Below are 23,626 nucleotides of genomic sequence, written 5' to 3'. Positions count from 1 at the left end.
GGTCTCGAGCCGCGGCTCGAGGGTTCCTGCTATTCGGTATGGCCGCTGATGCGCCGGCCCCAGGCTGTCGCCGTGGCGTGCAGCTGTTGTTCGTCCAGGCGCGTCAGACGCCGGTCGTCGAGCAATTGCTTGCCGGCGACCCAAAGGTGTTTCACGCAATCGCGGCCGGTGGCATATATAAGCTGCGAAACCGGGTCGTAGATCGGTTGCTGCGCCAGGCCAGACAGGTCGAAGGCCACCAGGTCCGCGGCCTTGCCGAGCTCCAGCGAGCCGATTTCGCTCTCCAGGCCCAGGGCCCGCGCGCCGTTGAGCGTGGCCATGCGCAGTGCCTGGTGGGCATTCAGGGCGGTGGCCGAGCCCGCCACGGCCTTGGCCAGCAGCGCGGCGGTGCGGGTTTCGCCGAGCAGGTCCAGGTCGTTGTTGCTGGCGGCCCCGTCGGTGCCTACTGCAACATTGACGCCAGCCTGCCACAGCCGTTCCACCGGGCAGAAGCCGCTGGCCAGTTTCAGGTTCGACTCCGGGCAATGAATGACATTGCTGTTGGTTTCTACCAGCAAAGCCAGGTCGTCATCGCTGATTTGGGTCATGTGTACGGCCTGGAAGCGCGGCCCGAGCAGTCCCAGCCGCGCCAGGCGGGCCAGGGGCCGTTCACCGTGCCGGGCGATGGCCTGTTCCACCTCGAAGGCGGTTTCATGGACATGCATATGAATGGATGCATCGAGTTCTTCGGCAATGATCCGGATCTTCTCCAGGTTTTCGTCGCCGACCGTATAGGGCGCGTGGGGGCCGAAGGTGATCTTGATGCGCGGATGATGCTTGAGGTCGCTGAACAGCTCGACGCCCTGGCGGATGGCCTCGTCGGCGCTGTGGGCGCCCGGAATCGGAAAGTCGAGGATCGGAATGGCGATCTGCGCCCGAATGCCGCTGTTGTGCACGCGCTCGCTGGCAACCTTCGGGAAGAAGTACATGTCGGAAAAACAGCTGATGCCGCCTTTGAGCTGTTCGGCGATGGCCAGGTCGGTACCGTCGCGGACGAAGGCTTCATCGACCCATTTGGCTTCGGCGGGCCAGATGTGGTTTTCCAGCCAGGTCATCAGCGGCAGGTCGTCGGCCAGGCCGCGGAACAGGGTCATCGCCGCGTGTCCATGGGCATTGATCAGGCCGGGGCTGAGCAACATGCCGGGCAGTTCGCGGACCTCGGCAGCCTGCAGCTTCAAGGCGTCGGCACGCGGGCCGATGAACACGATGCGGCCGTCGCGGATACCCAGGCCGTGCTCCTTGAGCACTACGCTGGCCGGTTCAACAGGCACCAGCCAGGTCGGCAACAGGAGTAGGTCGAGCGCAACGACAGGGTTCGGCATCGAAGATCGGTTCCAGGGCGTTTGTGGAGGATGGCGAAGTATACCCGAGCGTCTTCGCCGGGGGATCGCTATAATCGGCGGCTTTTGTTCATGAGTGCGGGGTGAGGGATGCGCGACCGACTGTTGGCTGCGGAGAAGGTGAAGGCCATCGATTGGCGGGATGACGCCCTGTATCTGCTCGATCAGCGTATTTTGCCCTTCGAAGAGCGCTGGATCGCCTACACCAGTGCGGCCGGCGTCGCAGAGGCCATTCGCGAAATGGTGGTGCGCGGTGCGCCGGCGATCGGCATCAGCGCCGCGTATGGCGTGGTCCTGGCCGCGCGCGCGCGTTTTGCCGCCGGTGGCGACTGGCAGGCGGCGATGGAGGAAGACTTTGCGCTGCTCGCCGATTCGCGCCCGACCGCGGTCAACCTGTTCTGGGCGCTGAACCGCATGCGTGAGCGCCTGGAGCGCCTCAAGGACCACGCCGACCCGCTGGCGGTGCTGGAAGCGGAAGCCCTGGCCATTCATGAAAGCGACCGCGAAGCCAACCTGACCATGGCCCAGCTGGGTGTCGACCTGATTCGCCGGCATCAGGGCAATGCCCAGGCCATCCTGACTCACTGCAACACCGGCGCCCTGGCGACCGGTGGTTTCGGCACGGCCCTGGGGGTGATTCGCGGGGCCTTTATCGAGGGCATGGTCGAACGGGTGTATGCCAATGAGACCCGTCCCTGGCTGCAGGGCTCGCGGTTGACCGCCTGGGAGCTGGCCAACGAAGGTATCCCGGTGACCTTGAATGCCGACTCCGCTGCCGCGCACATCATGAAAACCAAGGGCGTGACCTGGGTGATCGTCGGTGCCGACCGCATTACTGCCAACGGCGACGTGGCGAACAAGATCGGCACCTATCAGCTGGCGGTCAATGCGATGCACCACGGGGTGCGTTTCATGGTGGTCGCGCCGAGTTCGACCATCGACATGGCCCTGGCCAGCGGCGACGACATTCCGATCGAAGAGCGTGATGGCAAGGAGTTGCTCGAGGTCGGTGGCAAGCGGGTAGGGGCGGATGTGGAGGCCTACAACCCGGTGTTCGACGTCACCCCGGCGGACCTGATCGACGCCATCGTCACCGAGAAAGGCATAGTCGAGCGTCCCGATACCGCGAAAATGACTCAATTGATGTGCCGCAAGCGCCTGCACTGAAGTCGTTTAGCAAAAGTTTTCGCTGACGGCTGCCGTGGGGCGGTCGTCAGTCCGGAAAAAATCCGCATTTATGTGTGAAATCCGCCTCTGAGCTTCTCTCGTCTCTTATCAGCCTGTCATCGGTCAACTAACTATGCTCCATGCGCATCAGGGGGATAGGTGCGTGGCGGCGATTGTGATAACATCCGGCGGTTTCCAAGGTGGTCCGAAGTGACCGCCTTCACTGCGCAAATCCATGGCATAACTTGTTGATTTGTCGTAAGTCGGTGCATGGCACTAGGCCTGCAGCGGCGAGCTTCGTTCGTCCCATATGGATGTGACGAAGTTTCACCAGAAAAAGGAATCAGGCTTCTCATGGGCGAACTGGCCAAAGAAATCCTCCCGGTCAATATCGAAGACGAGCTGAAACAGTCCTATCTCGACTACGCGATGAGCGTAATCGTCGGGCGGGCACTGCCTGATGCGCGCGATGGCTTGAAGCCCGTGCACCGGCGTGTGCTGTACGCGATGAGCGAGCTCGGTAACGACTGGAACAAGCCGTACAAGAAATCTGCCCGTGTTGTCGGTGACGTGATCGGTAAGTATCACCCGCACGGTGATACCGCGGTGTACGACACCATCGTTCGTATGGCCCAGCCATTCTCCCTGCGCTACCTGCTGGTAGACGGCCAGGGTAACTTCGGTTCGGTCGACGGCGACAACGCGGCGGCCATGCGATACACCGAAGTGCGCATGACCAAGCTGGCGCACGAGCTGCTGGCCGACCTGCACAAGGAAACCGTGGACTGGGTGCCGAACTACGACGGCACCGAACTGATCCCCGCGGTCATGCCGACCAAGATCCCCAACCTGCTGGTCAACGGCTCCAGCGGTATCGCCGTGGGCATGGCGACCAACATTCCGCCGCACAACCTCGGCGAAGTCATCGACGGTTGCCTGGCGTTGATCGACAACCCGGAACTGACCGTCGATGAGCTGATGCAGCACATCCCGGGCCCGGATTTCCCGACTGCGGCGATCATCAACGGTCGCGAAGGCATCATCGAAGCCTACCGTACCGGTCGCGGACGCATTTACATGCGTGCCCGCTCGATCATCGAGGACATCGACAAGGTCGGTGGCCGTCAGCAGATCGTCATCACCGAGCTGCCTTACCAGCTGAACAAGGCGCGCCTGATCGAGAAGATCGCCGAGCTGGTCAAGGAGAAGAAGCTCGAAGGCATCACCGAGCTGCGCGACGAGTCCGACAAGGACGGTATGCGCGTGGTGATTGAGCTGCGCCGTGGCGAAGTGCCGGAGGTGATCCTCAACAACCTCTACGCCCAGACCCAGCTGCAGAGCGTGTTCGGTATCAACATCGTTGCGCTGATCGACGGTCGTCCGCGGATCCTCAACCTGAAGGACCTGCTGGAAGCCTTCGTGCGTCACCGCCGTGAAGTGGTGACCCGCCGCACTGTGTTCGAACTGCGCAAGGCTCGTGAACGTGGCCATATTCTCGAAGGCCAGGCCGTTGCCCTGTCGAACATCGACCCGGTCATCGCCCTGATCAAGGCCTCGCCGACCCCGTCGGAAGCCAAGGAAGCGCTGGTCAGCACGCCTTGGGAATCCAGCGCGGTGATGACCATGGTCGAGCGTGCCGGCGCGGATTCCTGCCGTCCGGAGAACCTCGATCCGCAATACGGTCTGCGCGACGGCAAGTACTTCCTGTCGCCAGAACAGGCACAGGCCATCCTGGAACTGCGTCTGCACCGCCTGACCGGCCTCGAGCATGAAAAACTGCTGGCCGAGTACCAGGAGATCCTCAACCAGATCGGCGAGCTGATCCGCATCCTCAACAGCGCCACGCGCCTGATGGAAGTGATCCGCGAAGAGCTGGAAGTGATTCGCGCCGAATACGGCGATGTGCGCCGCACCGAGATCCTCGATGCCCGTCTCGACCTGACCCTGGGCGACATGATTCCGGAAGAAGAACGCGTCGTGACCATCTCCCACGGCGGTTATGCCAAGACCCAGCCGCTGGCTGCGTACCAGGCCCAGCGTCGTGGCGGTAAAGGCAAGTCGGCAACCGGCGTCAAGGATGAGGACTACATCGCTCACCTGCTGGTGGCCAACAGTCACACCACGCTGTTGCTGTTCTCCAGCAAGGGCAAGGTCTACTGGCTGAAAACCTACGAAATCCCCGAGGCTTCCCGTGCCGCCCGCGGCCGCCCGCTGGTCAACCTGCTGCCGCTGGATGACGGTGAATACATCACCACCATGCTGCCGGTCGAGGAATACACCGAAGGTCACTACATCTTCATGGCGACCGCCAATGGCACTGTGAAGAAGACCCCGCTGGAATCCTTCAGCCGTCAGCGCAGCGTCGGTCTGATCGCGCTGGAACTGGACGAGGGCGATGTGCTGATTTCCGCCGCGATCACCGATGGCGAGCGCGAAGTCATGCTGTTCTCCGATGGTGGCAAGGTGACTCGCTTCAAGGAGTCCGACGTTCGTGCCATGGGCCGTACCGCCCGCGGTGTGCGCGGCATGCGTCTGCCGGAAGGGCAGAAACTGATCTCCATGCTGATCCCGGAAGAAGGCAGCCAGATCCTCACCGCTTCGGCGCGGGGTTATGGCAAGCGTACGGCGATCACCGAGTTCCCTGAGTACAAGCGTGGCGGTCAGGGCGTTATCGCCATGGTCAGCAACGAGCGTAACGGCCGTCTGGTCGGCGCGGTTCAGGTGCTCGACGGCGAGGAAATCATGCTGATTTCCGACCAGGGCACCCTGGTGCGCACCCGGGTCGACGAAGTGTCCAGCCTGGGCCGTAACACTCAGGGTGTGACCTTGATCAAGCTGGCCAACGACGAAACGCTGGTAGGCCTGGAGCGGGTTCAGGAGCCGTCCGAAGTCGAAGGTGACGAATTGGAAGACGAAGATGGCGAGGTGCTCGAGGGCGCCGTGCTGGATGCGGCGACCGACTCGGATGATGCCGTCGAAGGCCAGCAGGCTGACGCCGCAGGCGAAGAAGAGTCGCAAGACTAAATAAATCGTAGCAGGGCAGAGTGTTTGCTCTGTCCGCTACCGTGAATGCATAGCGAGAGTGGATGTGAGCAAACGAGCCTATAACTTCTGCGCAGGTCCCGCTGCGCTACCTGAAGCTGTCCTGTTGCGTGCCCAGGCCGAATTGCTGGATTGGCATGGCAAGGGCCTGTCGGTCATGGAGATGAGCCATCGCAGCGATGAGTTCGTCTCCATTGCCACCAAGGCCGAGCAGGATCTGCGTGATCTGCTGAATATCCCCTCGAACTATAAAGTGCTGTTTCTGCAAGGCGGCGCCAGCCAGCAATTTGCTCAGATTCCACTGAACCTGCTGCCGGAAAATGGCACTGCCGACTATATCGACACCGGTATCTGGTCGCAGAAGGCCATTGAAGAAGCCTCGCGCTACGGCCATGTCAATGTGGCTGCCACCGCCAAGCCTTACGATTATTTCGCCATCCCTGGCCAGAACGAATGGCAGCTGTCGAAAGACGCGGCCTACGTGCACTACGCGCCGAACGAAACCATCGGCGGCCTGGAATTCCAGTGGATCCCGGAAACCGGCGACGTTCCGCTGGTGGCTGACATGTCCTCCGACATCCTCTCGCGCCCTGTGGATATCTCCCGTTTCGGCATGATCTACGCCGGCGCGCAGAAAAACATCGGCCCGAGCGGCATCCTGGTCAATATCGTTCGCGAGGACCTGCTGGGTCGCGCGCGCTCGCTGTGCCCGACCATGCTCGACTACAAGGTCGCGGCGGATAACGGCTCGATGTACAACACTCCGCCGACCCTGGCCTGGTATCTGTCCGGCCTGGTGTTCGAGTGGCTCAAGGAGCAGGGTGGGGTGGAAGCCATCGCCAAGCTCAATGACGTCAAGCAGCGCACCCTGTACGACTTCATCGACGCCAGCGGCCTGTACAGCAACCCGATCAACAAGTCGGACCGCTCGTGGATGAACGTACCGTTCCGCCTGGCCGATGACCGTCTGGACAAGCCGTTCCTGGCCGGCGCCGACGCGCGTGGCCTGTTGAACCTCAAGGGTCACCGTTCGGTAGGCGGCATGCGCGCCTCCATCTACAACGCCGTCGACATCAATGCGGTCAACGCGCTGGTGGCGTACATGGCAGAGTTCGAGAAGGAACACGGCTAATGTCTGAGCAAGAACTCAAGGCACTGCGCCTGCGCATTGACGCTCTGGACGAGAAGGTCCTGGAGCTGATCAGTGAGCGCGCGCGCTGCGCCCAGGAAGTCGCGCGAGTAAAGATGGCCTCGCTGGCCGAAGGCGAAGTGCCGGTGTTCTATCGTCCTGAGCGTGAAGCTCAGGTGCTCAAGCGGGTGATGGAGCGCAACCAGGGGCCGTTGGGCAACGAAGAGATGGCGCGGCTGTTCCGTGAAATCATGTCGTCCTGCCTGGCGCTCGAGCAGCCGCTGAAAGTGGCTTACCTCGGTCCGGAAGGCACCTTCACCCAGGCTGCAGCCATGAAGCACTTCGGTCACGCGGTGATCAGCAAGCCGATGGCGGCGATCGACGAGGTGTTCCGTGAAGTGGCGGCGGGTGCGGTGAACTTTGGCGTGGTGCCTGTGGAAAACTCCACCGAGGGTGCGGTCAACCACACCCTCGACAGTTTCCTGGAGCACGACATGGTGATCTGCGGCGAGGTCGAGCTGCGTATCCACCATCATCTGCTGGTTGGTGAAAACACCAAGACCGACAGCATCAGCCGCATCTACTCCCATGCCCAGTCCCTGGCGCAGTGCCGCAAGTGGCTGGATGCCCATTATCCGAATGTCGAACGGGTTGCGGTTTCCAGCAACGCCGAAGCGGCCAAGCGGGTCAAGGGCGAGTGGAACTCGGCGGCCATCGCCGGCGACATGGCGGCGAGCCTGTATGGCCTGACCCGCCTGGCCGAGAAAATCGAGGATCGCCCGGACAACTCCACGCGCTTCCTGATGATCGGCAACCAGGAAGTGCCGCCGACCGGCGACGACAAGACCTCGATCATCGTTTCCATGAGCAACAAGCCTGGCGCTCTGCATGAGCTGCTGGTGCCTTTCCATGACAACGGCATCGATCTGACGCGTATCGAAACCCGGCCTTCGCGCAGCGGCAAGTGGACCTATGTGTTCTTCATCGACTTCGTCGGCCACCATCGCGATCCATTGATCAAGGGTGTGCTGGAAAAGATCAGTCAGGAAGCAGTGGCACTCAAGGTGCTGGGTTCCTACCCGAAAGCGGTTCTCTGAGGCTTTAACAATGAGTGGCGACTTCCTCGCTCTGGCGCAGCCGGGCGTGCAACAACTTTCGCCTTACGTTCCGGGCAAGCCCGTGGACGAACTGGCACGCGAGCTGGATCTCGATCCGGCGAAAATCGTCAAGCTGGCGAGCAACGAAAACCCGCTGGGTGCCAGTCCCAAGGCGCTGGCGGCGATTCGCGAAGAGCTGGCCGAGCTGACTCGTTACCCAGATGGCAATGGCTTTGCGCTCAAGACCCTGCTGGCCGAGCGCTGTGGCGTCGAGCTGGCGCAGGTCACCCTGGGTAACGGTTCCAACGACATTCTGGAACTGGTCGCCCGAGCCTATCTGGCGCCTGGCCTGAATGCGGTGTTCAGCGAACACGCCTTTGCGGTCTACCCGATCGTTACCCAGGCCGTGGGCGCCGAAGCCCGCGTGATTCCGGCTAAGGACTGGGGGCATGACCTGCCGGCCATGCTGCAGGCCATCGATGCCGATACCCGGGTGGTCTTTATCGCCAACCCGAACAATCCGACCGGTACCTGGTTCAGCGCCGAGGCGCTGGACGAGTTCCTCCAGGACGTACCGGCGCATGTGCTGGTGGTGCTGGACGAGGCGTACATCGAATATGCTGAAGGCAGCGATCTGCCGGATGGCCTGGACTTCCTGGCGGCCTATCCGAACCTGCTGGTTTCGCGAACCTTCTCCAAGGCCTACGGCCTGGCGGCGCTGCGCGTGGGTTATGGCTTGTCGACTCCGGCCGTTGCCGACGTGCTCAATCGCGTTCGCCAGCCATTCAACGTCAATAGCCTGGCCCTGGCAGCGGCGTGTGCGGCGCTGGAGGATACCGATTACCTGGCCGAGAGCCGTCGTCTGAACGAGGCGGGCATGCAGCAGCTGGAAGCCGGTTTCCGGGAGCTGGGCCTGAGCTGGATCGCTTCCAGGGGCAACTTCATCGCGGTGGATGTCGGGCGGGTTGCCGCGCCGGTGTTCCAGGGCTTGTTGCGTGAAGGGGTGATCGTGCGTCCGGTGGCCAACTACGGCATGCCGAATCACCTGCGCGTGACCATTGGCTTGCCGGCTGAAAACACGCGTTTCCTCGAGGCTTTGGCCAAGGTTCTGGCTCGTGGTTGATGTCATTCCAGTGCAACCTGCGGTGCCTATGATCGGTCGCCTGGTGGTGGTCGGTCTGGGACTGATCGGCGGTTCCTTTGCCAAGGGCCTGCGTGAAAGTGGCGTATGCCGCGAGGTGGTCGGCGTCGATCTCGACCCGCAATCGCGCAAGCTGGCCGTTGAGTTGGGCGTGGTGGATCGCTGTGAAGAAGACCTGGCGCTGGCGTGCCAGGGCGCTGACGTGATCCAGCTGGCGGTACCGATTCTGGCCATGGAAAAGTTGCTGGCGATTCTGGCCGGCATGGATCTGGGGCAGGCGATCCTGACCGATGTCGGCAGCGCCAAGGGCAATGTGGTGCGAGCGGCGACCGAGGCTTTTGGCGGCATGCCGCCGCGCTTCGTCCCGGGGCATCCGATCGCCGGTTCCGAGCAGAGTGGGGTGGAGGCCGCCAATGGCCAGTTGTTCCGTCGCCACAAGGTGATCCTGACACCGCTGGAACAGACCGACCCGGCAGCGCTGGCGGTGGTCGACAAGCTCTGGCGAGAGCTGGGGGCCGATGTCGAGCATATGCAGGTCGAGCGCCACGATGAAGTGTTGGCGGCGACCAGTCATCTGCCGCACTTGCTGGCGTTCGGTCTGGTCGATTCGTTGGCCAAGCGCAGTGAAAATCTGGACATCTTCCGCTACGCTGCGGGCGGTTTCCGTGATTTCACGAGAATCGCCGGTAGTGACCCGGTCATGTGGCACGACATCTTCCTCGCCAATCGCGAAGCTGTCCTGCGCACACTCGATACATTTCGCAACGACCTCGACGCCTTGCGCGACGCGGTCGATGCAGGGGATGGGCACCAGTTGTTGGGCGTATTCACTCGCGCCCGGGTTGCTCGCGAGCATTTCAGTAAAATCCTGGCCCGTCGGGCCTATGTGGACGCTATGAACTCCAATAACCTGATTTTCCTGGCAAATCCTGGTGGCCGCCTGACTGGGCGGATTCGTGTACCGGGCGACAAATCGATTTCTCACCGTTCGATCATGCTCGGCTCCCTGGCTGAAGGTACTACCGAAGTCGAAGGCTTCCTCGAGGGCGAGGACGCCCTGGCGACGCTGCAGGCTTTCCGTGACATGGGCGTGGTGATCGAGGGTCCGCACCATGGTCGCGTGACCATCCATGGCGTTGGCCTGCATGGCCTGAAGCCGGCTCCGGGACCGATCTACCTGGGCAACTCCGGCACCTCGATGCGTCTGCTGTCCGGCCTGCTGGCTGCGCAGAGTTTCGATAGCGTGCTGACGGGTGATGCTTCGCTGTCCAAGCGTCCGATGAATCGCGTAGCCAATCCGCTGCGCGAGATGGGGGCGGTGATTGAAACTGCCGCGGAAGGGCGTCCGCCGATGACCATCCGTGGCGGTCACAAGCTCAAGGGCCTGACTTACACCATGCCAATGGCCAGTGCCCAGGTTAAGTCCTGCCTGCTGTTGGCTGGCCTGTACGCCGAGGGCAAGACCACGGTGACCGAGCCTGCGCCAACCCGTGATCACACCGAGCGCATGCTGCGTGGCTTCGGTTACCCGGTAGCGGTCGACGGCGCCACGGCCTCGGTCGAGTCCGGTGGCAAGCTGCAGGCGACCCATATCGAGGTGCCTGCGGATATCTCCTCGGCGGCCTTCTTCTTGGTGGCTGCGTCCATCGCCGAAGGTTCCGAGCTGGTGCTCGAGCACGTTGGCATCAACCCGACTCGCACCGGGGTAATCGATATCCTGCGCCTGATGGGGGCTGATATCAGCCTGGAAAACCAGCGTGAAGTCGGCGGCGAGCCTGTGGCGGACCTGCGTGTTCGCGCAGCGAAGCTCAAGGGGATCGATATTCCGGAAGAGTTGGTTCCGCTGGCGATCGACGAATTCCCGGTGCTGTTCGTTGCCGCGGCCTGTGCCGAAGGGCGTACCGTGCTGCGGGGCGCCGAAGAGCTGCGGGTCAAGGAGTCCGACCGTATTCAAGTGATGGCGGATGGCCTGCTGGCCCTGGGCGTCAAGTGCGAGCCGACGCCGGACGGTATCATCATCGATGGCAGCCAGATTGGCGGCGGCGAAGTGCACGGGCATGGCGACCACCGTATTGCCATGGCCTTCAGCGTGGCCTCGTTGCGCGCCAATGCGCCAATCCGCATCCATGACTGCGCCAACGTTGCCACGTCCTTCCCGAACTTCCTCGCGCTGTGCGCGCAGGTCGGTATTCGCGTTGCGCAAGAGGCTCAGTCGTGAACATCAAGGCGCCAGTCATCACCATCGATGGGCCAAGTGGCTCGGGCAAGGGCACTATCGCCGGGATTCTGGCCAAGCGCTTGGGTTGGTGTCTGCTGGATTCCGGTGCCTTGTACCGTTTGCTGGCTTTTGCTGCACGCAATCATGGTGTCGACCTGACCAATGAGGAATCGCTGAAACTGTTGGCGGCTCATTTGGATGTACAGTTCGTCGGCGCGACCGAAGGTCATCCGCAACGCATCATCCTGGAAGGTGATGACGTCACCGACGATTTGCGCAATGAGCAGGTGGGGGCCTGGGCGTCCCAGGTTGCGGCGCTGCCGGCCGTACGCGATGCGCTGCTGCAGCGTCAGCGGGCTTTTCAGGAGCCGCCGGGGCTGGTGGCCGATGGGCGTGACATGGGGACAGTGGTGTTTCCCGATGCACCCCTGAAGATATTCCTCACTGCAAGTGCCGAGGAGCGTGCGCGCCGCCGTTACTTGCAGTTGAAGGGAAAAGTCGATGGTGTTAGTCTGTCGAGTCTGCTAGATGAGATTCGTGCGCGCGATGAGCGTGACACCCAGCGAGCAGTCGCCCCGCTCAAACCGGCGGTTGACGCGATACAGCTGGATTCCACGGAGTTGTCCATCGAGCAGGTGTTGGAACGCATCTTGAGTGAGATCGCCATTCGCGATATCGCCGGGTGACCAAGGAGGAGCGCAGGGGACCAGTCATAGTCCTGCGGTCCTTCTTTTATATGAACGTAACCCACATTGTCTGGGATGTGGCAGATGGGCGTATTCTTCGCCCTTATCAACAGGAATTAAAATGAGCGAAAGCTTTGCGGAACTCTTTGAAGAAAGCCTAAAAACCCTGAACCTTCAGGCAGGCTCCATCATCACCGGTGTTATCGTCGACATCGACTACCAAGCGCGTTGGGTAACCGTTCACGCTGGTCTGAAGTCTGAAGCGCTTATCCCGCTTGAGCAGTTCTACAACGATGCTGGCGAACTGTCCATCAATGTTGGTGATGAAGTTCACGTTGCTCTGGATTCGGTTGAAGACGGCTTTGGCGAAACCAAGCTGTCCCGTGAAAAAGCCAAGCGCGCTGAATGCTGGATCGTTCTGGAAGCAGCCTTCGCAGCCGAAGAAGTGGTCAAGGGCGTTATCAACGGTAAGGTTAAAGGCGGCTTCACTGTCGACGTTAACGGCATCCGTGCGTTCCTGCCAGGTTCTCTGGTTGACGTCCGTCCAGTGCGCGACACCACGCACCTGGAAGGCAAAGAGCTCGAGTTTAAAGTCATCAAACTCGACCAGAAGCGCAACAACGTTGTCGTTTCCCGCCGTAGCGTCCTCGAAGCCGAGAACTCCGCTGAGCGTGAAGCTCTGCTGGAATCCCTGCAGGAAGGTCAGCAAGTCAAAGGTATCGTCAAAAACCTCACCGATTACGGCGCATTCGTCGATCTGGGTGGCGTCGATGGCCTGCTGCACATCACCGACATGGCTTGGAAGCGCATCAAGCATCCTTCCGAAATCGTCAACGTTGGCGACGAGATCGATGTCAAGGTTCTGAAGTACGATCGCGAGCGCAATCGTGTTTCCCTGGGCCTGAAGCAACTGGGCGAAGATCCATGGGTTGCTATCAAAGCCCGTTACCCAGAAAGCACTCGCGTTACCGCTCGTGTAACCAACCTGACCGACTACGGCTGCTTCGCTGAGCTGGAAGAAGGTGTTGAAGGTCTGGTGCACGTTTCGGAAATGGACTGGACCAACAAGAACATCCATCCTTCGAAAGTCGTACAAGTCGGCGACGAAGTGGAAGTTATGGTTCTGGACATCGATGAAGAGCGTCGTCGTATCTCCCTGGGCATCAAGCAGTGCAAATCTAACCCATGGGAAGATTTCTCTGGCCAGTTCAACAAGGGCGATAAAATCTCCGGCACCATCAAGTCGATCACCGATTTCGGTATCTTCATTGGTCTGGACGGTGGCATCGACGGTCTGGTTCACCTGTCCGACATCTCCTGGAATGAAGTGGGCGAAGAAGCCGTACGCCGCTTCAAGAAGGGCGACGAGCTGGACACCGTTATCCTGTCGGTTGACCCAGAGCGTGAGCGTATCTCCCTGGGTATCAAGCAACTGGAAAGCGATCCGTTCTCCGAGTACGTTCAAGAGAACGACAAGGGTGCAATCGTTAAGGGTGTAGTAAAAGAAGTTGACGCCAAAGGCGCCATCATCACCCTGGCCAACGATATCGAAGCTACTCTGAAAGCCTCCGAAATCAGCCGTGACCGCATCGAAGATGCTCGTAACGTCCTGAAAGAAGGCGAAGAAGTTGAAGCCAAGATCATCAGCGTTGACCGTAAGAGCCGTGTAATCCAGCTCTCGATCAAGTCGAAAGACGTTGAAGACGAGAAAGAAGCTATCCAGAGCCTGCGCGACAAGCCAGCTGCTTCGGATATCGCTGCTGGTCCTACCACTCTGGGCGACCTGCTGCGTGCACAGATGGAAAAGCAGAACTAAGTTCTGTCAGACCATAGAAAAAGGGCGACTTCGGTCGCCCTTTTTTGTGTCTGCGATTTGGGTGTGGTTTGTATCTATCAAGAGAAGGGGAAACCAATAGAGCGGTTCGGGTGTCTATTTTCTTAAGCGGATCAATAACCTATTCAGGGCTAGGCTTGCTTGAGCTGAATGATGGTGGGGCGATTGCCCGGTATAAGGAAGTAGATGAAAAATCTCATTGTGGTTTTTGCGGTTCTAGTCTTGGTGGGTTGTACGACCAACGCCAAGGACCATGCAGTCCGTGGTGTCAGCGGCATCGAGATCGACTGCTCCGGTCTTGGGGCTGGATGGGACAAGTGCTACAGGCGCGCTGAGCGTGAATGCAAGGGGGATGGCTACAAAGTCATCACCAGATCCAGTGATGCCAAGGACGAGGAGGGTGACTATCCCTTTGGTTGGAATCCTGCGGGGTACCTCACGCGGACCATGCTTGTCATATGCCGCTAGTAGGATGGCGTGGAGGAAGGTCGAATTGCCGTTGGGTTTTCGTTCCGCGTGCTGTTGAATGCCTTTGCTTGTGGCGTTTTCGCAAGGTGGGAGATAAGTCAAGCTTGGGCTGTTCAAAATCCCCCGGTCGTGCTAAAACCTTTGAAGCGCTTATCTAGCTGCTTGAAAAAGAAGGGAAAAATATGACGAAGTCGGAGTTGATCGAACGAATTGTCACCCATCAAGGGCTACTCTCATCCAAGGATGTGGAGTTGGCCATCAAGACCATGCTTGAGCAAATGTCCCAATGCCTGGCAACCGGAGATCGTATCGAGATTCGGGGCTTTGGTAGCTTCTCTCTGCACTATCGTGCGCCGCGTGTCGGGCGTAACCCGAAGACTGGCCAGTCCGTCAGTCTAGACGGTAAGTTCGTTCCTCACTTCAAGCCTGGTAAAGAGCTGCGTGATCGAGTTAACGAAGAGGAGGAGGTTTGATGGTCGCTACCATTCAAGGAGTTGCTCGTGCGTAATCTCAAGCGCATGCTTATTGGCGTTTTCATTCTATTGCTGGTGTTGGTGACCCTGGCGTTTGTGCTCGAGAATCAGCAATCTATTTCGCTGATGTTCCTTGGTTGGGCTGGGCCGCAACTTCCCGTATCGCTGCTGATGGTGATCGCATTGCTCATAGGTATGGTGATTGGTCCGACTCTAGGCTGGTTTGTGGGGCGTTTGTCCATTGCTGCACGCAAGCGCTTTGTCCGATAACGGCCATCGCGTACATCCATCGAATTTGCATTGCTACCTGTCTATATCCATTAGTAAAATGTTCATTAAGCTGTAAAATGCAGTTCTTGTTCGAGAGTGGCACTGTATCCACGTCGATTCAGTCTGACTCTGACAGAAGTTAATCTTCCGACGGTTTTTGCATTGATGGATTAGATGGCGCTCGTCGGGGGTGCTGTCCCCAGCTCAAGGGTATGGTTTCGCGTGAAAATTCTAGTTACCGGCGGTGCCGGGTTTATCGGCTCGGCAGTCATCCGTCATATTATCTCCAGCACTGCCGATTCTGTCGTTAATGTCGATAAACTGACTTACGCTGGCAACCTAGAGTCTTTGGCTGAGGTCAGTCATGACTCGCGGTACGCATTCGAGCATGTCGATATCTGTGATCGTGATCAAATCGATCGGGTTCTGCGTGAGCACCAACCAGATGCAATCATGCACTTGGCCGCCGAATCCCATGTTGACCGCTCGATCTCTGGCCCGTCCGAGTTTATTCGGGCTAATATCATCGGCACTTACACTCTGCTGGAGGCTGCACGCCACTATTGGGCTGCACTGGATGATACGCGCAAGTCCAACTTCCGCTTCCATCACATTTCAACTGATGAAGTGTATGGTGACCTTGAAAGTCCAGAAGATCTCTTCACCGAAGCCACGCCATATCAACCGAGCTCTCCATACTCGGCCAGCAAAGCTAGCTCTGACCACTTGGTTCGTGCCTGGGCCCGTACCTACGGTCTACCGACGTTGGTCACTAACTGCTCGAATAATTACGGTCCATACCATTTCCCTGAGAAATTGATCCCTTTGATCATTCTCAATGCGCTTGAAGGAAAGCCGCTGCCGGTGTATGGCAAAGGCAATCAAGTTCGTGATTGGTTGTATGTCGAGGACCACGCTCGTGCGTTGTATAAAGTCGTTACCGAAGGGATCATCGGTGAGACCTATAACATCGGTGGTCATAATGAAAAGAAAAATATTGAAGTGGTACATGCCCTGTGTGCACTGCTTGATGAGCTTCGTCCAGATTCCGTTCACCAACCACGTGCAAGTTTGATCACCTATGTGCAGGATCGCCCGGGGCATGACCAGCGTTACGCAATCGATGCGAGCAAAATCCAACGTGAACTGGGTTGGGCGCCGGAGGAGACCTTTGAGAGCGGTATTCGCAAAACTGTCGAGTGGTATCTGAATAACACTGAATGGGTCGCTCATGTGAAGAGTGGCAGTTACCAGCAGTGGATCGACCAGAACTACACAGATCGTTCGGACAAAGCATGAAAATCCTTCTATTGGGGAAAAATGGCCAAGTGGGCTGGGAGTTGCAGCGGTCCCTTGCGCCACTTGGTGACTTGATTGCTCTGGATCGTCATCGGGATGACGGTTTTAGCGGGGATTTATCTGATCTCGACGAATTGCGTTCGACTATCCGAAAGGTCAAGCCCGAGATCATCGTCAATGCCGCGGCTTACACCGCAGTGGATAAAGCTGAGACCGAGACGGAGTTGGCCGATCGTGTGAACGTTCAGGCGAGTCAGGTCATGGCTGAAGAGGCTGCATCTCTGAATGCCTGGTTGATTCACTACTCGACTGATTACGTGTTCAGTGGTGAAGGCCTTAAGCCCTGGCAAGAGACCGATAACGTCTCTCCGGTCAATCACTACGGCGCTGGTAAGTTGGCCGGAGAGCAAGCGATTACCGCCTCGGGTTGCAAGCACCTGATCTTCCGTACCAGCTGGGTCTACGCTGCTCGCGGGAATAATTTTGCCAAAACCATGCTGCGCCTGGCCAAGGATCGCGAGACCCTCAACGTTATCGCCGACCAGATTGGTGCCCCTACGGGCGCGGATCTCATTGCTGATGTTACTGCATTGGCCATTAGGCAGGTTATGCAATCTCCTCAACTGTCAGGTATCTATCATCTTGCAGCTGCTGGCGAGGTTTCCTGGTGCGGATATGCCAGTCATGTGATCGAGTTTGCCAGGGCCAGCGGCGAAGTTCTCGCTGTCACAGCCATCAATCCAATCGTAACGGCGGCTTACCCAACACCGGCGCGCCGTCCTCTGAACTCCCGATTGAATACTCAGAAGCTGCGTGACAATTTTTCTCTACACTTGCCGGATTGGCAAAGTGGTGTAACCCGAATGCTTAGGGAAGTTCTGAATAAATGACCACGACAGATCGTAAAGGCATCATCCTTGCTGGTGGTTCGGGCACTCGTTTGCATCCGTTGACCTTGGGTGTGTCCAAGCAGATGTTGCCTATCTACGACAAGCCGATGATCTTCTATCCGCTATCGGTGCTGATGCTCGCGGGTATGCGTGAAATTCTGATCATTTCGACCCCGGAAGACCTGCCATGTTTTCGCAAACTGTTGGGAGATGGGAGTCTTTATGGTATCCAGCTTACTTATGCCGAGCAGCCGAGTCCAGATGGTCTGGCTCAGGCTTTCGTCATCGGTGAAGAGTTTATTGGTAGTGATCCCTGCTGTTTGATACTGGGCGACAATATCTTTTATGGCCAGCATTTTTCGGACAATCTGAGAGCTGCAAGCAATCAAGCGGGGGGGGCTACAGTTTTTGGCTACCACGTATCCGACCCGGAACGTTTTGGTGTGGTTGAGTTCGATGCAGCGGGGCGTGCCTTGAGCATCGAAGAGAAACCGTTGAAACCAAAGTCCAACTATGCCGTGACGGGGCTGTACTTCTATGACAGCCAAGTGGTTAGTATTGCCAAGAGCATAAAACCCTCGGCCCGGGGCGAGTTGGAAATCACGGATATCAACCAGGCATATTTGGATAAGAAGATGCTTAGCGTCGAAATGCTTGGTCGCGGTTTTGCGTGGCTGGACACGGGGACTCATGATTCGCTACTTGAGGCAAGTCACTTCGTGCATACCATTGAGCAGCGCCAGGGGCTGAAGGTGGCATGCCTGGAAGAGATCGCCTACCACAATGGTTGGATAACTGCACAGCAACTGGGGGCTCAGGCCGATGCTCTGAAGAAGACTGGGTATGGTCAATACCTGCAGAAGCTGCTGGAGTCACCTTCACGCTGACTGGAAGGGAGGTCCCTTCAAGATGACGCGGCTAACCGGTGTAGTAGGAATGGCATGTCAGTAAAACATCCAAGAGTTGCGGTTTTGCTGGCGGCCTACAACGGTATGCAATGGATCGACGAACAATTGACTTCTATCCTTGACCAAGTAGGCGTCGATGTAACTGTTTATATCAGTGTCGACACTTCCACGGATGGGACGGAAGTCTGGTGCGAAAACTATGCGAACAATCACTCCTCGGTGATTGTTTTGCCGCCAGCCGGCACTTTTGGTGGGGCAGCGCGAAACTTCTTCCGTTTGATTCGTGATGTCGAGTTGTATCATTTCGACTTCGTTGCATTTGCTGATCAAGATGATATCTGGCATTCAGATAAATTAGAGCGTGCGACTAGTGCTATTCAAGAGTGCAAAGTCGATGCCTACTCCAGTAATGTTACGGCCTTCTGGCCGAATGGCGGTACTCATCTATTGAACAAGGCTCAACCGCAGGTTGAGTGGGACTTCTTGTTCGAGGCTGCCGGGCCTGGATGTACTTACGTGATGGGCAGGGAAGTCATTGAGATGCTCAAGGCATCCGTGACTGCCAACTGGGTGCAATTGCAAAATGTCAGTCTTCACGATTGGTACTGCTATGCCTTTGCCCGCAGTCATGGTTTTAGGTGGTACATCGATCCCAAGTCTTCCATGGAGTATCGCCAACATGAGCGTAACCAAATAGGCGCCAATAAGGGGCTGAGTTCTCTGATATCTCGATACAAAACCATTTATGACGGCTGGTGGTTCAGTCAGGTACAACTTATAACCCGGCTGGTGGGGCGGGGGGCTGACCCATTTGTACGGGAGTGGTTGAGTTTGCGCCGTGCTCAACTCTTGCGTCTCTCGTTTAGCGCCTGGCGCTGCCGCCGACGCAGGCGCGATAAGGTGTTCTTCTTTTGCATTTGCTGGGCAACTGCGCTTATAGGAAAGAAAGTCAGATGACGGCCCTCAACGTTTTGGTGACTGGGGCCAGCGGGTTCGTCGGTGAGGCGTTGGTTTTGGAATTGTTGGTTGGCAGGCGTTTTTGCCCTGTTGCGGCCGTGCGAGGGGTGACTCGCTTGCAGGGTTTGTGTCGCGTAATACCCCTCGATTTAACTCGCACCGAGGTGTTGCCTATTCTTGAGGGAATCCAGGTTGTGGTTCATGCTGCTGCTAGGGTGCACGTCATGCATGAGTCTACCGCAGATGCGTTGGCCGAGTTTCGCAAAGTCAATGTGCAAGGGACGCTTAAACTGGCTCGGCGCGCTGCAGAGTCGGGGGTTAAGCGCTTCATCTTCATCAGCTCAATCAAGGTTAATGGTGAGAGCACTCCGTCGGGGAGCGTTTTCAGGGCTGATGATCTCCCATCTCCTGTTGATCCCTACGGCGTCTCCAAGTACGAAGCCGAGGAATCGTTGAGGCGGATGGGACGCGAAACCGGGATGGAGATCGTAATCATCCGTCCACCGCTGGTTTATGGTCCGGGTGTCAAGGCCAACTTCATGAGTATGTTGGGATGGCTTCACAGGGGTGTCCCGTTGCCATTGGGGGCGGTCAATAATCAGCGCAGCCTGGTGTCGATAGGAAACCTGATCAGTCTTATCGTCACCTGCATTGATCATCAGGCGGCAATCAATCAGGTTTTTCTCGTAAGTGATGGCGAGGATATGTCCACGACGCAACTGTTGAGTCGGTTGTCCCGGGCATTCGGGAAGCGGGCATGGCTGCTGCCGATCCCTGAGTGGTTACTCAAGCGTGTGGCCTCAATGTTCGGAATGCAAGCGGTTACTCAGCGCCTGTGCGGTTCGTTGCTGGTTGATATCGACAAGAATTTTGAGCTGCTTGGATGGAAGCCTCCCGTCAACGTGGATCGTGCGATGCGTCAAACCGTTAACCATTATCTGGATGCAAATACCAAATGATCGTGTGGTGGCTGTTGGTCGCAGTATTTATTGTCTCTTGGGGGATGACCTTTATATTGCGTCGTTATGCGCTAGCCAAGAGTTTGATGGATATTCCTAATGAGCGCAGTTCTCACTCAATCCCCACTCCTCGTGGGGGGGGGGTAGCGATAGTGGCTTCCTTCACTCTGGCTCTTCCTGCTCTTTACTGTTTTGGCTTGCTTGATCCAGGTCTGTTCTATGGTTTGCTTGGCGCTGGCTTGTTAGTGGCGATCATCGGCTTTGCTGATGATCACGGGCATATCGCAGCCAGATGGCGTTTGCTCGGTCATTTTTTTGCAGCTGTTTGGACTTTATATTGGATGGGTGGGCTAGCTCCAGTGTCGATGTTTGGTATGGAAGTCAAGCTTGGATGGTTGGGGAGCGTGCTGGCTACGATTTATCTCGTGTGGATGCTGAATTTATATAATTTCATGGATGGTATTGACGGAATTGCAAGTGTTCAGGCTATTTTTGTCTGTTTGGCAAGTTGTTTTATTTCCTTGCTGGCTGGAAGTGGATCTGTTCTGTGGGTGAGTTTTTTATTGTCCGGTGCGGTGGCTGGTTTTCTTCTTTGGAACTTCCCGCCGGCTCGTATATTTATGGGCGATGCCGGAAGCGGATTTTTGGGGGTTGTTCTAGGGGGGCTTTCGCTTTATGCGGCTTGGGGTGGTTCCGAGTTGATGTGGAGTTGGTTGATCCTTCTGGCAATCTTCACGGTAGATTCGACTGTTACATTGTTGAGAAGGCTTGTGCGGGGGGAAAAAATATACCAAGCGCATCGTAGTCACGCCTATCAATATGCTGCTCGACATTATGCTAGTCATAAAATAGTTACATTGGGAGTGACTTGTATAAATGTTTTGTGGGTATTTCCTATGGCAGTATTGGTAGGAATTGGTTGTCTGGATGGCTTGACAGGTTTGATCGCAACATACGTGCCATTGATTTTTCTTGCATTCAGATTCACTGCAGGCAAGCGTGAAGCGCAGATATGAAACGCTTGATTTTTTTGTGCGGTACGTGGCGCAATGATTGCCTTGCCGGCTGCGAGTCCCCCTCTGTCATTGTCTGAGGATGGCCAAACCTGTTAGGATTACTGATTATTTTGATGCTGTTAATGATCCCGTTCATCGGAAATTTTGCATTATGATTTACGGGTTTCTCTTTTTCTGCTCGTGTCGAATATAAGGCAAGTTGATTGAAACGTTTCGATGAGGTCATTGCTATTACTTATGAGTTTCGTTGTCAATGCTGCAGAGTGCTCGATTTTTTGGTCAAGGAAGCTAATATCGGTCACATTTTCTACCGAATGCTGGTTCCCTAGCAGGGGATGCCTCCTTGATGTTCCCGATTTCGGTGTGTTTTCGTAGCGGTCGCTTCGGTTGCTGCTGTTAACTTGCCTCTATGGTCGAAAGAAAAAATGAAATTGACAGAAAACACAAAGGGCTACGCATGAACCCGCACGCTGTTCGCTCAACATCCCCTATTACATTGTTTAGCTCTATCAGTAAAAGTCGTGGTTTGATTTACAGTCTGATTAAAAGAGATATTGCTGGACGTTACAGTGGTTCTGTATTGGGCTTGATGTGGTCTTTTTTTAACCCGGTCCTTATGTTGGCTGTTTATACTTTTGTATTCAGTGTTGTATTCAAGGCGCGTTGGATCGGGGGGAGTGGGTCAAAGACTGAGTTTGCACTTGTGCTTTTTGCAGGTTTAATGGTGTTTAATCTTTTTTCGGAATGTATCAATAGGGCTCCAAGTTTAATTCTTTCGAATGTCAATTATGTAAAGAAAGTAATATTTCCATTGGAAATTCTGCCTATTGTTACTCTGGGGTCCGCGCTTTTTCACCTGTTTGTAAACTTCATGGTGTGGCTGATTTTCTATGTGATCTTTTATGGGGTGCCTCATCTCGGTGTTCTGTTTTTTCCACTGATAATTTTACCGCTCGCTCTTATGACTCTCGGGGTGGCTTGGTTTGTGGCTTCGCTTGGGGTCTATCTGCGTGATGTGGCACAGGTTATTAGTACACTCGTACCGGTCTTGATGTTTCTGTCGCCGGTTTTTTACCCCCTGAAAAGTCTTCCTGAGCAATTCCAGGCTGTGGTGCAAGTTAGTCCAATCACCGTAGCGGTCGAACAAACGAGAGGGCTCATGTATTGGGGAGAGTCTATGGATTGGCGGGTTTGGGGGCTCTATCTGGTGATTTCCTGCGCGATTGCGTGGTTTGGTTTTGTTTGGTTCCAGAAGACGCGAAAGGGGTTTGCAGATGTCCTCTGATGAGTATTCGATCCGCGTAAATGGTCTTGGCAAGTGCTACGAAATTTATGCGACGCCGCGTGATCGCTTAAAACAGTTCATTATTCCTCCAATTCAACGGTTGGTAGGGTGTGAACCGTCATCGTATTGCCGCGAGTACTGGGCCTTGGAGAACATCTCCTTCGATATTCGCAAAGGCGAAGCCTTCGGTATTGTCGGTCGAAATGGTAGCGGGAAAAGCACACTTCTGCAGTTGATTACAGGAACCATCGCGCCGACGGTAGGGACCGTGGAAACTCGTGGTCGGGTAGCGGCACTTCTTGAACTGGGATCGGGCTTTAATCCGGAGTTCACGGGCCGTGACAACGTCTATCTCAACGCCATGCTTCTCGGTATGACCCATGATGAGGTTGACGAGCGTTTTGACAAGATTGCAGCCTTTGCCGATATTGGCGATTACCTCGATCAACCGGTTAAAACCTACTCCAGCGGGATGCTGGTGCGATTGGCGTTTGCGGTACAGGTTCAAATCGACCCCGACATTCTGATCGTCGACGAGGCGCTGGCCGTGGGGGACGCGCTTTTCCAGAAACGTTGTTTCGGCCGGATCGAAAAGCTGCTTTCTGACGGTGTTACCCTGTTATTTGTATCCCATGATCAGGAGTCGGTTAGAACGCTGACCAATCGTGCCATCCTGCTGAAGGGAGGGCGAGAAGTTTCGATGGGATCTGCATCTCAGGTTTTGTTGGATTACCGCAAACTGCTGCATCAGGAAGAGTCGGACTATTTCTCCAGGCTGATGCAGCCTACTGCCGACAAGGCTCAAGCTTCAGCGTCTCAGCCCAGTGACGTGAAGGCTTCTAGCGAGGGAGAATCAGCGACCCCATCGAATGAGTCTTCGGAAAAAAGTCAAACACCTGCTGTCTCCGGACGCGCAGATCAAATGTCCTTCGGAGATGGGGGCGTTGAAGTGCTGTCTGTCAGTACGTTTGGTGTGGATGATGAACCGTGTGCGGTTTTTTATCCTGGCGACGTCATTCGAATTCGGGTCGATTGTGTTTCGCATATTAATACTGATTGCATCAACGTTGGAGTACGCATTCGCAGTCGCGAAGGGATAAAAATGTATTCTTGGGGCACATTGAACCAAGATATGCAGGTTCTGGCCGGACTGCGCGAGGGTGAGCTTTTCTGGAAGCGTCAGCTCACGGGCGGGGAACAGTTCCATGTCTGGCTGGAGTGTGACTGTTCTCTAGGCTCGAATCTCTATGAGATTCAGGCATCCATTTCCTATGAAGGCAAGCCTGATTATTCCGCCCAAAGAATTTTGCACTGGAAAGATGAAGCTGCATTTTTCCAGACTCTGATGCGGCAGGATGAATACTTTTTCGGTGGAGTATCCGACTTACACATGGCTGCAAGGTGGTAA

Annotated in this window: 20 protein-coding genes; 19 read left to right on the top strand and 1 reads right to left on the bottom strand. The window is 56.5% G+C overall.

The features are described from left to right. Positions 1 to 29: 29 nt before the first annotated feature. Complete coding sequence (locus DK261_RS10930) at positions 30 to 1,361, bottom strand: TRZ/ATZ family hydrolase (RefSeq protein WP_009050170.1); 1,332 nt, start codon at positions 1,359 to 1,361, stop codon at positions 30 to 32. A 108-nt stretch (positions 1,362 to 1,469) separates the two neighbouring features. On the opposite strand from DK261_RS10930, the gene mtnA reads away from it, so the two are divergent. The 19 genes from mtnA to DK261_RS10835 all read left to right on the top strand — a co-directional run bounded on the left by mtnA (position 1,470) and on the right by DK261_RS10835 (position 23,626). Next, entirely contained in the window at positions 1,470 to 2,546 is a 1,077-nt protein-coding gene (gene mtnA, locus DK261_RS10925) for an S-methyl-5-thioribose-1-phosphate isomerase (protein WP_110175700.1), read from the top strand. Between the two features lie 354 nt (positions 2,547 to 2,900). Then, positions 2,901 to 5,570 (top strand): DNA gyrase subunit A, encoded by a 2,670-nt coding sequence (gyrA, locus tag DK261_RS10920; RefSeq protein WP_009050168.1) that lies wholly within the window; start codon positions 2,901 to 2,903, stop codon positions 5,568 to 5,570. 64 nt (positions 5,571 to 5,634) lie between these two features. Continuing rightward, positions 5,635 to 6,720 (top strand): 3-phosphoserine/phosphohydroxythreonine transaminase, encoded by a 1,086-nt coding sequence (gene serC, locus DK261_RS10915; RefSeq protein ID WP_029527103.1) that lies wholly within the window; start codon positions 5,635 to 5,637, stop codon positions 6,718 to 6,720. Beyond that, positions 6,720 to 7,814 carry a prephenate dehydratase gene (gene pheA / locus DK261_RS10910; protein ID WP_009045010.1) on the top strand — a complete coding sequence of 365 codons (1,095 nt, stop codon included), beginning with the start codon at positions 6,720 to 6,722 and terminating at the stop codon, positions 7,812 to 7,814. The genes serC and pheA overlap by 1 nt, the downstream gene beginning before the upstream one ends. Before the next feature lie 10 nt (positions 7,815 to 7,824). Continuing rightward, entirely contained in the window at positions 7,825 to 8,937 is a 1,113-nt protein-coding gene (gene hisC / locus DK261_RS10905) for a histidinol-phosphate transaminase (protein WP_110175699.1), read from the top strand. Positions 8,938 to 8,965: 28 nt separating this feature from the next. Further along, entirely contained in the window at positions 8,966 to 11,173 is a 2,208-nt protein-coding gene (locus DK261_RS10900; RefSeq protein WP_038577083.1) for a bifunctional prephenate dehydrogenase/3-phosphoshikimate 1-carboxyvinyltransferase, read from the top strand. After that, positions 11,170 to 11,859 carry a (d)CMP kinase gene (gene cmk, locus DK261_RS10895; RefSeq protein ID WP_007931317.1) on the top strand — a complete coding sequence of 230 codons (690 nt, stop codon included), beginning with the start codon at positions 11,170 to 11,172 and terminating at the stop codon, positions 11,857 to 11,859. The genes DK261_RS10900 and cmk overlap by 4 nt, the downstream gene beginning before the upstream one ends. A gap of 121 nt (positions 11,860 to 11,980) precedes the next feature. Further along, a complete protein-coding gene (gene rpsA / locus DK261_RS10890) occupies positions 11,981 to 13,675 on the top strand; it encodes a 30S ribosomal protein S1 (RefSeq protein WP_007931318.1) in 1,695 nt (564 codons plus the stop codon). A gap of 204 nt (positions 13,676 to 13,879) precedes the next feature. Continuing rightward, positions 13,880 to 14,161 carry a hypothetical protein gene (locus DK261_RS10885; RefSeq protein ID WP_038634169.1) on the top strand — a complete coding sequence of 94 codons (282 nt, stop codon included), beginning with the start codon at positions 13,880 to 13,882 and terminating at the stop codon, positions 14,159 to 14,161. Between the two features lie 182 nt (positions 14,162 to 14,343). Further along, positions 14,344 to 14,634, top strand: a complete 291-nt coding sequence (ihfB, locus tag DK261_RS10880) for an integration host factor subunit beta (RefSeq protein WP_038634167.1) — start codon at positions 14,344 to 14,346, stop codon at positions 14,632 to 14,634. 27 nt (positions 14,635 to 14,661) lie between these two features. Then, a complete protein-coding gene (locus DK261_RS10875; protein WP_110175698.1) occupies positions 14,662 to 14,904 on the top strand; it encodes a lipopolysaccharide assembly protein LapA domain-containing protein in 243 nt (80 codons plus the stop codon). 222 nt (positions 14,905 to 15,126) lie between these two features. Next, positions 15,127 to 16,203 carry a dTDP-glucose 4,6-dehydratase gene (gene rfbB / locus DK261_RS10870; RefSeq protein WP_177411708.1) on the top strand — a complete coding sequence of 359 codons (1,077 nt, stop codon included), beginning with the start codon at positions 15,127 to 15,129 and terminating at the stop codon, positions 16,201 to 16,203. Beyond that, positions 16,200 to 17,093 (top strand): dTDP-4-dehydrorhamnose reductase, encoded by an 894-nt coding sequence (gene rfbD, locus DK261_RS10865; RefSeq protein ID WP_038634163.1) that lies wholly within the window; start codon positions 16,200 to 16,202, stop codon positions 17,091 to 17,093. Before rfbB ends, rfbD begins: the two co-directional genes overlap by 4 nt. Then, positions 17,090 to 17,980 carry a glucose-1-phosphate thymidylyltransferase RfbA gene (gene rfbA, locus DK261_RS10860; protein WP_038634161.1) on the top strand — a complete coding sequence of 297 codons (891 nt, stop codon included), beginning with the start codon at positions 17,090 to 17,092 and terminating at the stop codon, positions 17,978 to 17,980. The genes rfbD and rfbA overlap by 4 nt, the downstream gene beginning before the upstream one ends. A gap of 54 nt (positions 17,981 to 18,034) precedes the next feature. Next, on the top strand, positions 18,035 to 18,958 hold the full coding sequence (locus tag DK261_RS10855) for a glycosyltransferase (RefSeq protein ID WP_038634159.1): 924 nt from the start codon (positions 18,035 to 18,037) through the stop codon (positions 18,956 to 18,958). Beyond that, the gene (locus tag DK261_RS10850; RefSeq protein ID WP_038634157.1) at positions 18,955 to 19,917 is read left to right on the top strand and encodes an SDR family oxidoreductase; all 963 of its coding nucleotides are present in this window, start codon (positions 18,955 to 18,957) and stop codon (positions 19,915 to 19,917) included. The genes DK261_RS10855 and DK261_RS10850 overlap by 4 nt, the downstream gene beginning before the upstream one ends. Continuing rightward, positions 19,914 to 20,933: a glycosyltransferase family 4 protein gene (locus DK261_RS10845; RefSeq protein ID WP_080710588.1), complete on the top strand. Its 1,020-nt coding sequence runs from the start codon at positions 19,914 to 19,916 to the stop codon at positions 20,931 to 20,933. Before DK261_RS10850 ends, DK261_RS10845 begins: the two co-directional genes overlap by 4 nt. A gap of 457 nt (positions 20,934 to 21,390) precedes the next feature. Next, the gene (locus DK261_RS10840) at positions 21,391 to 22,218 is read left to right on the top strand and encodes an ABC transporter permease (RefSeq protein WP_038634155.1); all 828 of its coding nucleotides are present in this window, start codon (positions 21,391 to 21,393) and stop codon (positions 22,216 to 22,218) included. Beyond that, the gene (locus tag DK261_RS10835) at positions 22,208 to 23,626 is read left to right on the top strand and encodes an ABC transporter ATP-binding protein (RefSeq protein ID WP_038634153.1); all 1,419 of its coding nucleotides are present in this window, start codon (positions 22,208 to 22,210) and stop codon (positions 23,624 to 23,626) included. The genes DK261_RS10840 and DK261_RS10835 overlap by 11 nt, the downstream gene beginning before the upstream one ends.

The organism is Pseudomonas sp. RW409 (assembly GCF_003184125.1).
Lineage (GTDB): Bacteria > Pseudomonadota > Gammaproteobacteria > Pseudomonadales > Pseudomonadaceae > Aquipseudomonas > Aquipseudomonas chlororaphis_I.
Note: the sequence above shows the minus strand (reverse complement) of the source record. Positions and strands in the feature narration are given on the sequence as shown.

Excerpts from the sequence above, each read along its gene's own strand:
- DK261_RS10900 (WP_038577083.1), top strand. The coding sequence starts at position 8,966 with ATGATCGGTCGCCTGGTGGTGGTCGGTCTGGGACTGATCGGCGGTTCC.
- rfbD (WP_038634163.1), top strand. The coding sequence starts at position 16,200 with ATGAAAATCCTTCTATTGGGGAAAAATGGCCAAGTGGGCTGGGAGTTG.
- DK261_RS10835 (WP_038634153.1), top strand. The coding sequence starts at position 22,208 with ATGTCCTCTGATGAGTATTCGATCCGCGTAAATGGTCTTGGCAAGTGC.
- hisC (WP_110175699.1), top strand. The coding sequence starts at position 7,825 with ATGAGTGGCGACTTCCTCGCTCTGGCGCAGCCGGGCGTGCAACAACTT.
- DK261_RS10885 (WP_038634169.1), top strand. The coding sequence starts at position 13,880 with ATGAAAAATCTCATTGTGGTTTTTGCGGTTCTAGTCTTGGTGGGTTGT.
- ihfB (WP_038634167.1), top strand. The coding sequence starts at position 14,344 with ATGACGAAGTCGGAGTTGATCGAACGAATTGTCACCCATCAAGGGCTA.
- DK261_RS10850 (WP_038634157.1), top strand. The coding sequence starts at position 18,955 with ATGACGGCCCTCAACGTTTTGGTGACTGGGGCCAGCGGGTTCGTCGGT.
- DK261_RS10930 (WP_009050170.1), bottom strand. The coding sequence starts at position 1,361 with ATGCCGAACCCTGTCGTTGCGCTCGACCTACTCCTGTTGCCGACCTGG.
- pheA (WP_009045010.1), top strand. The coding sequence starts at position 6,720 with ATGTCTGAGCAAGAACTCAAGGCACTGCGCCTGCGCATTGACGCTCTG.
- rpsA (WP_007931318.1), top strand. The coding sequence starts at position 11,981 with ATGAGCGAAAGCTTTGCGGAACTCTTTGAAGAAAGCCTAAAAACCCTG.
- DK261_RS10845 (WP_080710588.1), top strand. The coding sequence starts at position 19,914 with ATGATCGTGTGGTGGCTGTTGGTCGCAGTATTTATTGTCTCTTGGGGG.
- gyrA (WP_009050168.1), top strand. The coding sequence starts at position 2,901 with ATGGGCGAACTGGCCAAAGAAATCCTCCCGGTCAATATCGAAGACGAG.
- rfbA (WP_038634161.1), top strand. The coding sequence starts at position 17,090 with ATGACCACGACAGATCGTAAAGGCATCATCCTTGCTGGTGGTTCGGGC.
- mtnA (WP_110175700.1), top strand. The coding sequence starts at position 1,470 with ATGCGCGACCGACTGTTGGCTGCGGAGAAGGTGAAGGCCATCGATTGG.
- DK261_RS10840 (WP_038634155.1), top strand. The coding sequence starts at position 21,391 with ATGAACCCGCACGCTGTTCGCTCAACATCCCCTATTACATTGTTTAGC.
- DK261_RS10855 (WP_038634159.1), top strand. The coding sequence starts at position 18,035 with ATGTCAGTAAAACATCCAAGAGTTGCGGTTTTGCTGGCGGCCTACAAC.